Annotated in this window: 6 protein-coding genes and 1 pseudogene; all 7 read right to left on the reverse strand. The window is 47.5% G+C overall.

Translation table 11 applies throughout. The features are described from left to right. A pseudogene (locus A3750_RS09795) lies at nucleotides 1-239 on the reverse strand (hypothetical protein); the annotation flags it as partial. After that, nucleotides 236-1723, reverse strand: a complete 1488-nt coding sequence (locus A3750_RS09800; RefSeq protein ID WP_068548221.1) for a hypothetical protein — start codon at nucleotides 1721-1723, stop codon at nucleotides 236-238. The pseudogene A3750_RS09795 and the gene A3750_RS09800, both read right to left, overlap by 4 nt. A 174-nt stretch (nucleotides 1724-1897) precedes the next feature. Continuing rightward, complete coding sequence (metF, locus tag A3750_RS09805; RefSeq protein ID WP_068453586.1) at nucleotides 1898-2770, reverse strand: methylenetetrahydrofolate reductase [NAD(P)H]; 873 nt, start codon at nucleotides 2768-2770, stop codon at nucleotides 1898-1900. 63 nt (nucleotides 2771-2833) lie between these two features. Further along, on the reverse strand, nucleotides 2834-4240 hold the full coding sequence (ahcY, locus tag A3750_RS09810; RefSeq protein WP_068548222.1) for an adenosylhomocysteinase: 1407 nt from the start codon (nucleotides 4238-4240) through the stop codon (nucleotides 2834-2836). Nucleotides 4241-4330: 90 nt separating this feature from the next. Then, nucleotides 4331-5542: a methionine adenosyltransferase gene (gene metK, locus A3750_RS09815; RefSeq protein ID WP_068453582.1), complete on the reverse strand. Its 1212-nt coding sequence runs from the start codon at nucleotides 5540-5542 to the stop codon at nucleotides 4331-4333. Nucleotides 5543-5581: 39 nt separating this feature from the next. Next, nucleotides 5582-6589: a metalloregulator ArsR/SmtB family transcription factor gene (locus A3750_RS09820; protein ID WP_082863096.1), complete on the reverse strand. Its 1008-nt coding sequence runs from the start codon at nucleotides 6587-6589 to the stop codon at nucleotides 5582-5584. Nucleotides 6590-6929: 340 nt separating this feature from the next. Further along, nucleotides 6930-7610 carry a hypothetical protein gene (locus A3750_RS09825; protein WP_068453580.1) on the reverse strand — a complete coding sequence of 227 codons (681 nt, stop codon included), beginning with the start codon at nucleotides 7608-7610 and terminating at the stop codon, nucleotides 6930-6932. Between the last annotated feature and the right edge of the window lie 315 nt (nucleotides 7611-7925).

Below are 7925 nucleotides of genomic sequence, written 5' to 3' on the forward strand. Positions count from 1 at the left end.
CCAGAGTGCAAGTAGTCGTAAACTGCGCGTGCTCCAGAGGGCTCGTTTCCGTGTAGCAAGGTGCATAACACCCGCGTGGTCTCGGTGTTCTCTCCTTCCAGGAAAATAGCTGTTGCGCCGCCGAGGTTGTTAAGAAATTGTTCTGCAGAGTTACCAAGTAGCTTCTCTCGCTGTGCTTGCTGATCGCCGCCTGACAGCGCAATACGCCGAAGCTGTGAGGGTGCTTGCTCTATACTCAAAGTTTCAGACTCCATTCGTGTATCGGTTTGTTTGATTGGTATTGCTGATAGTAGCGTTCAACCAGTTCGTTCAGAGCGCTCAACTCGTCGGTTTGATTGATCAGAAGCGCGAACATCATTCGCTGCCACCGTGCGCCATTCATCTCTGCATTGAGACTGTCGTTGATCAAACTAAGCTGTTTGTGAATTTCGCTGGCATCGACCCCAAGCTCTTCGAGCCCGCGTTTTGCTGTTGGTAGCAGTTGACGCAAGAGATCGATAACTGGTCGTTCTTCCAGAATACCGCTTTTCAGGTTTGGCCAGAACAACTTTGCATTGAGGCCATATTTTGCAGCACGGTAAAAGTTTTGCTCAGTGTATCGAAAAGGCAGGCCTGAGATTAACTCGTCAATAATAGGCAAAAGACCTTTCATAAATCCACTTATCAGTGCCGCTGTTGCGGCCATGTTGGCAGGAGTTGGACCTGCGGGAAATGCGCGCGTTTCGATACGCAGATGTCCGCCATCATTTGGGTCGTAGATGGGCCGATTCCAGCTCCATACGCTTCCTTGATGAAGTCGAAGCTCATCAAGGCTGGGGGCCATTCCCGCTTTTAACTCTGCCTGTGAATCGCGATCTGACAGTATGGGTAATATCGGTTCAAACAGATAAACGCTCTCGGCCAATAACTCGTAGATACTTTTTCTAACCCAGCCCAAGCCGTAGAGCACGCGCGCAGGCAAATGCTTTTCGAGTGTATCCTCAAGTCGATAGTCAATCGATTGTTTGAAGAGGGCTATACGGGTTTCTTGCCACAACCGCTGGCCAAGAAAAAACGGCGAATTGGCGGCTAGGGCCAGCACCAGAGGGGTGGTCAACTGCGCGGCATTGTAGCTACCGGCAAACTCGCTTGGTGAAACACGATAATGAAACTGGAAAGAGGTATTTGCGCCTTCGGGCGACACGTCACTCCAGGACATTTCAAGTTGATCTTGCCCTTCGATGTGTATCTGGAAGTCTTCCCCGCGTTTTGCTCTCAGCGCATCGGCGAGCACGTGATAGCGCGTTAGATCAGTGATCGCATCGCGTCCCATGTCTTGCGCGCGCAAAGTTGGTAGGATGCCGATCGGTAGAATGCGGCTGTCATGACGGGCTGTTACTTCATCAAGAAATCCCAGAGCGGAGCGCATTTGCTGCTCCATTTTAGAGAATGGCGCGGCTTCATTCACCAAGGGTAAAAAGTTATATTCGAGGTTAAATTGGTTCAACTCTAAAGTAAGCTGCGTATCCTTGGCGTCGTTCAGAATGATTTCATTGATGGGTTTAGGATGTGCATTTTTATCGACGAGATACAGCTCAAGCTCAGAACCATAAGACTGAGGCCCTTCACCAAAACCGGGTTCAGCTAAAAGTGCGCGGAAAGTGCGAAGATTGTAATTGAGTGCATCTCTGAAATCGGCATAATCCTGATCGCTAAACTGGGTTTTATCAATATTCTGACCCACACCGTCTCCTTGGAGATTTTGTTGTTGGAATATGCAACTTGAGTGCTTAGCCTGTTCGTTTATCTCTGCATGATTATGGTTGGAATGGGCGACGAGTAAAAGTAGAGCGGCAAAAAAAAATGGCCTGCCGGAGTAGGGCAAGCCATTGTATTGTGTTGCTTTAGGCGCGAGTGATCAGAATTTGATTTTCTCGTTATCGCTTAGTCCAAGGTTATCCCAAATCTTGAGTGAGGGTTCTGCTTGGTTCATGCTGTAGAAGTGTATGCCTGGCACGCCGGCCGCTAGCAATGTGTCGCACATTTGGGTCACCACTTCTTCGCCAAATTTTACAATGCTCGCTTTATCATCACCATACGCTTCAAGCTGCTTGCGAATCCATCTAGGAATCTCCGCTCCACACATATCGCTGAAACGCATTAAATTGGAGTAGTTGGTGATTGGCATAATGCCTGGGACGATTGGAATATTAATACCCATCGCCTCAACCCGATCAATAAAGTAAAAATAAGCGTCCGGATTATAAAAGTACTGTGTAATCGCACTACTTGCGCCAGCATCCACCTTGCGTTTGAAGTTTTCTAAATCCACTTCCGCGCTCGGCGCTTGTGGATGAAACTCAGGGTAGGCCGCTACTTCTATATTAAAGTGATCGCCGCTATGTTCTCGAATGAAAGCGACCAGTTCGTTCGCGTACTTTAATTCACCTGTTGATCCGCCCATGCCCGAGGGAAGATCACCACGTAGCGCAACGATTCGGTTCACTGCACGTTCTTTATATAAATCGAGCAGTTTCGCGATCTCTTCTTTGCTGGATCCAACGCATGACAAATGCGGTGCAGTAGAAATCCCTTGATCTTGAAAATGCAGCACGGTGTCGATCGTGCGCTCTTGCGTGGAACCACCTGCACCATATGTCACCGAGAAGAAATCTGGTTTACGGCGAGCAAGTTCGTCACGAACAACCTGAAGCTTCTCTTTGCCTTCTTCGGTTTTTGGTGGGAAGAATTCAAAGCTGAAACGACGTTTAAACTGTTTTTGGGTTTCCATGAATAATCTCGTTCTTGAAACCGAGGTTGGCGTCAGATGCTTCAGCCTACCTCAGCGTTCTAATTAGTACTTGTAAGATTCTGGCTTGTAAGGACCATCAACCGGCACGTTGATGTAGTCTGCCTGCGTTTTTGTCAGGCGTGTTAATACGCCGCCAAAACCCTCTACCATATCTTTTGCTACTTCTTCATCAAGCTTCTTAGGAAGTACTTTTACATAGACATTGGCTGGCTTTTCTTCTGCCGGTAGATCGGCAAACTTCGCTTCCCACAAGTAAATTTGAGCAAGTACTTGGTTGGCGAACGACCCATCCATAATACGGCTAGGGTGCCCAGTCGCATTGCCTAGGTTTACAAGACGACCCTCTGCAAGAAGGATCAAATGATCGTTCTCCGTTTTGTTGCGGTAGATCTTGTGAACTTGAGGTTTGATCTCATCCCACTCCCAGTGCTCGCGCATGTAGGCGGTATCGATTTCGTTATCGAAGTGACCGATGTTACATACCACGGCACCAGATTTAAGCGCCTGAAGCATGTTTGCGTCACAGACATTGGTGTTTCCTGTTGTGGTAACAATTAGATCCGTTTTGCCCAGAAGGCTTGTATCAACACAGCCTGGTTCTCCGGTGTTTTCACCGTTGATATATGGAGAGACAACTTCGAAGCCGTCCATGCATGCCTGCATGGCACAGATCGGATCCACTTCAGTGACTTTTACAATCATGCCCTCCTGCTGAAGAGAGGCTGCAGAGCCTTTGCCCACATCGCCATAGCCGATAACAAGCGCTTTCTTTCCTGAAAGAAGATGGTCAGTACCACGCTTGATTGCATCGTTCAAAGAGTGACGGCAGCCGTATTTGTTATCATTCTTTGATTTCGTCACAGCGTCATTTACATTGATCGCCGGCACTTTCAAAGAACCTTCTTCAAGCATTTCCAACAAACGATGCACACCCGTTGTTGTCTCTTCAGAAATGCCGTGAATATCATTAAGCAGGTCAGGGTATTTGCTATGTACCATCTCGGTTAGATCGCCACCATCATCAAGAATGATGTTCGCATCCCATACCGCTGTACCGTCTTTTTCTGCAAGAATGGTTTGCTCAATGCACCATAAAAACTCTTCTTCGGTTTCACCTTTCCAGGCGAAAACCGGAATGCCAGCGGCTGCAATTGCAGCGGCTGCATGATCTTGGGTCGAGAAGATGTTACAAGACGACCAACGTACCTCTGCACCAAGGTCAACCAATGTCTCGATCAACACGGCTGTTTGAATGGTCATATGAATACAACCCATAATCTTAGCGCCCGCTAGAGGTTGGTCCGCTTTGTACTTTCGACGAAGCGCCATCAATGCCGGCATTTCACCTTCAGCAATGTCTATCTCTTTGCGACCCCAATCTGCGAGATTGATGTCCGCTACTTTGTAGTCAGTGAAACCGTTTTCTACTGCTTGCAAATTCGTGCTCATGTTCTTTCCTTTACGTGTTAGCGTGTCGTGTGAGGAACACGCTGATAATCGTTTGCGGTTAGCGGCTGTGTGCCACTCGGCGCTAGTTAGTTATACGCCTGCTGCTTTCTTTAGTTCATCTACTCGGTCTGTTTTTTCCCAAGTGAAGGCGGTAAATGTTTTGGTCTTAGTCTCGCCACCTTCAACGTATTCATAGCTTACTTCCTGAGGCTCACGCCCAAAGTGACCGTAGGCCGCTGTGATTTGGTACATTGGGTTGAGCAAGTCTAGTTGAGTTTGAATCGCATAGGGGCGCAAATCGAACACTTCTCGAATTACTTTTGCCAAGTCTTGATCCGAGATCTTGCCGGTACCAAAGGTGTTAACTGATACAGATGTTGGCTCTGCTACACCGATTGCGTAAGAAACCTGTATTTCGCAACGATCAGCAAGGCCTGCAGCAACCACGTTCTTCGCCACATAACGGCCATAGTACGCTGCTGAACGGTCAACTTTCGATGGATCTTTACCAGAAAAGGCGCCGCCACCATGACGCGCCATACCGCCGTAGGTATCCACGATAATCTTACGACCTGTAAGGCCTGCATCACCGACAGGGCCGCCAATCACAAAGTTGCCTGTTGGGTTGATGTGATACAGCGTACCTTCGTGAAGCCACTCAGCAGGTAGTACCGGCTTGATGATGTTTTCAAGAACGGCTGCGCGCAGATCGTCCAACGAGATAGCTGGGTCATGCTGAGTAGAAAGAACAACCGCATCAACGCGCGGCGTATCGCCTTCATAGTTAATGGTAACCTGTGATTTTGCATCAGGGCGCAACCAAGGTAACGTGCCATTACGACGCATTTCTGACTGACGCTGCACGAGCAGGTGCGAGTAGTAAACCGGAGCGGGCATCAGAGTAGGGGTTTCGTTTGTTGCATAACCAAACATTAAACCCTGGTCGCCTGCGCCTTGATCTTCCGGCTTGGCACGATCTACACCCATGTTGATATCGACCGATTGCTTACCAATGCCGTTCAATACCGCACAGGTTTCGCCATCGAACCCAACTTCTGAGCTGTTGTAACCAATACCGGTGATAACATCACGAACAATGTCTTCAAGATCAACATAGCACGATGTGGTTACTTCGCCGGCGACAACGGCCATGCCTGTTTTTACAAGCGTCTCGACGGCAACCCGAGCGTGCGGGTCTCGCGCAATAATCGCATCCAGTACAGCGTCTGAAATCTGATCTGCGACTTTGTCGGGGTGTCCTTCAGACACGGACTCTGAAGTAAAAATGCTGTATTCACTCATGCGAAAACTTCCTTTATCGATATTGGTAATGTGCCAACACTAGCGTCTAATGTAGCGGTGTACTTGAATTTGAAAGCCATTCCTAAGTCCAATAAACACCGATTCGTCTTCTGAAAACCCGGCAGATTCTGCCCAGTTCGTTAATTCTTCTGTTTCAAAACCAAGCCACAAATCACCGCAGTTCTCTTTTGTCCAATCTTGGTTGTGGTGAGATAAGTCGCACACAACTAATGCGCCTTCAGGCTCGATTAACTGCGCGCATTCTTTAAATAACTGCGCAGGCGCCGGTACATGGTGCAGCACCATGTTCATCACAACGCCGGAATACTGAGCGCCTCGTTTAACTAAGTCGCCGGTTTGGCCATGAATCAAGGTGACGTTTTTGAGCTTGCTTTCTTGGCAGTGCAGCTTTGCTTTCGTGAGCATCTGTTGGGATGTATCAACGGCATCAATTTGCTTGTAATAAGCGCCAAGCATGCTTAAAAATCGGCCTTCTCCGGGGCCTACTTCGAGCACACGCGCATTCGCGCCACTCACACTGGCCTGCAGCAAGTCTAGGCTAGTTTGTGCATATTGCTCGTGATCACAAATCAGCTCTTGCTGCTCCGCAAACCGATCGGTATTTCGATTAAAAAAAGCTTGTGACTGAACAGCGCGCTGGTCGCGAATCTCTTGCATACGGCGCTCTATGTCCGGGTGCAGAGGAAGCAAATCAAGTATGCCAAACAATTGTGAGGCGACCAAAAACTCAATACCGCGTTGTTTTTGAATCGGGCGCCGGTAGAAAATCGAATTACCTTCACGTTGCGCCTCTACCAACCCTGCTTTGCTTAGAACCTTCAAGTGATGGCTCATGCCCGACTGTTTGGTATCGAATATCTGTGTCAGCTCAAGTACGCCGAATGCATCGGCTCGCAAGCATTGCAGAACCTGAATGCGTAACTCATCCCCGCACGCCTTTAGCTTTTGCGCCACTAAATCCACTTGCGTAGACGCAAGTTCTTGGGCTGAAACGAGAGATTCAATTTTCGAGGCGATTTGGTTCATGGGCAAAAGTATATCAACAAACTTTGATATAGCAACTATATCAATAAGATTTGATATAGGTTTCCCCGAGGCCTGACTGTCTGGTTGGTTGTGCGTAAACGGGACTTAGTGAATGGAATATGAGACTTAGAGAAAAGAATGACGAAAAATTGACAGTGCTAAACTTTTGATTATTTGAGGTAAAGGTTGGATTCTAGCTGAATGCTCGCAATGCTATAAGAAGAAAATGTGTATCTCGTTTCTTGTCTTAGTCCGCTATTCGCCACCAATTTCTGCTGCGTATCGACGACAGGCGAGATCGCCATTTGGCGATGGCTTACAGGGCTGCATAAGATCTATTTTATTCTATTGGGTTTCCTGTTACCTCGCTGAGCGCGGCGGTAATGTCAGGAATAAGCGCCTGATGTTTTTTGTGTACGAAATGAAAGATTTTGACGCGCAATAGCGGTGGCTCGTGAATAATATAGCCACCATCCAAGAGTTTTATTGGTAGCTTACTCACCATAAATTTGGGTATGACAAACACTTCTAATCTCTTGTACAGCAACATGTCAAAACCTTGTTTCGTGCGATCAACCAGCTGGTTATCGATGTGTTTGAGGAGAAGATCTGTTATGACAAGCCCTCGCATGGAACCGACACGGAATTGTTCGAGGCTCTCAATACCTTGCTGGCCAGATAAGCCTTGTAGTTTGTTATGAGCGACGGCCACCAAGCTCAACTCCGTCAAACTGACTGGTATTCTGATTAGGTTGCTAAGCTGGTTCTCAGCCTGAACGACGCGACCAAGCTCTGCGTCAAAGACAATATTTTTCTGCGCTTCAAGCAACGACCTTTGCGCGGGTAGCGGCGTAATCTCTAACTTGATGCCGAGTAACTCATAAGCGGCTCTAACATTGTTTATCACATTGGGCAGAAGCTCTGCATTGGCGACGGTCGAGATCTTGAATAGACGCTGAGCGTAAATATGATCGGAGTATACAAATGATACGATTAGAAAAACTAGAAGCGCATGCTTCATTACAAGTTCCGATGTATTTAAAGTGAATCATTAAAAGATAGCTTAGAAATGCTTTTGGAGCGATGAAAACCTCCTGCCTCCTTCCTCCTAAATAAAGCTGCTTGTCTTTTGCGAGGATGGTCATGCTGTTTCAATACATCGACCGCAAGCAGTCTTTCGCCTTCTTATCTCGCCCAAAGTTTATCAAGAGTATGTTGTTATTGCGTTTCTGAGTGTGAACAGTAATAGGGTCGAATCAATTCTTTGGGAAAGAGCGCTTTTTATAAAGCCTCGGTTTAATAAGCGCCTATCTCTATAAATGCATGTTCGATCTTG

It is taken from the genome of Oleiphilus sp. HI0079 (assembly GCF_001635105.1).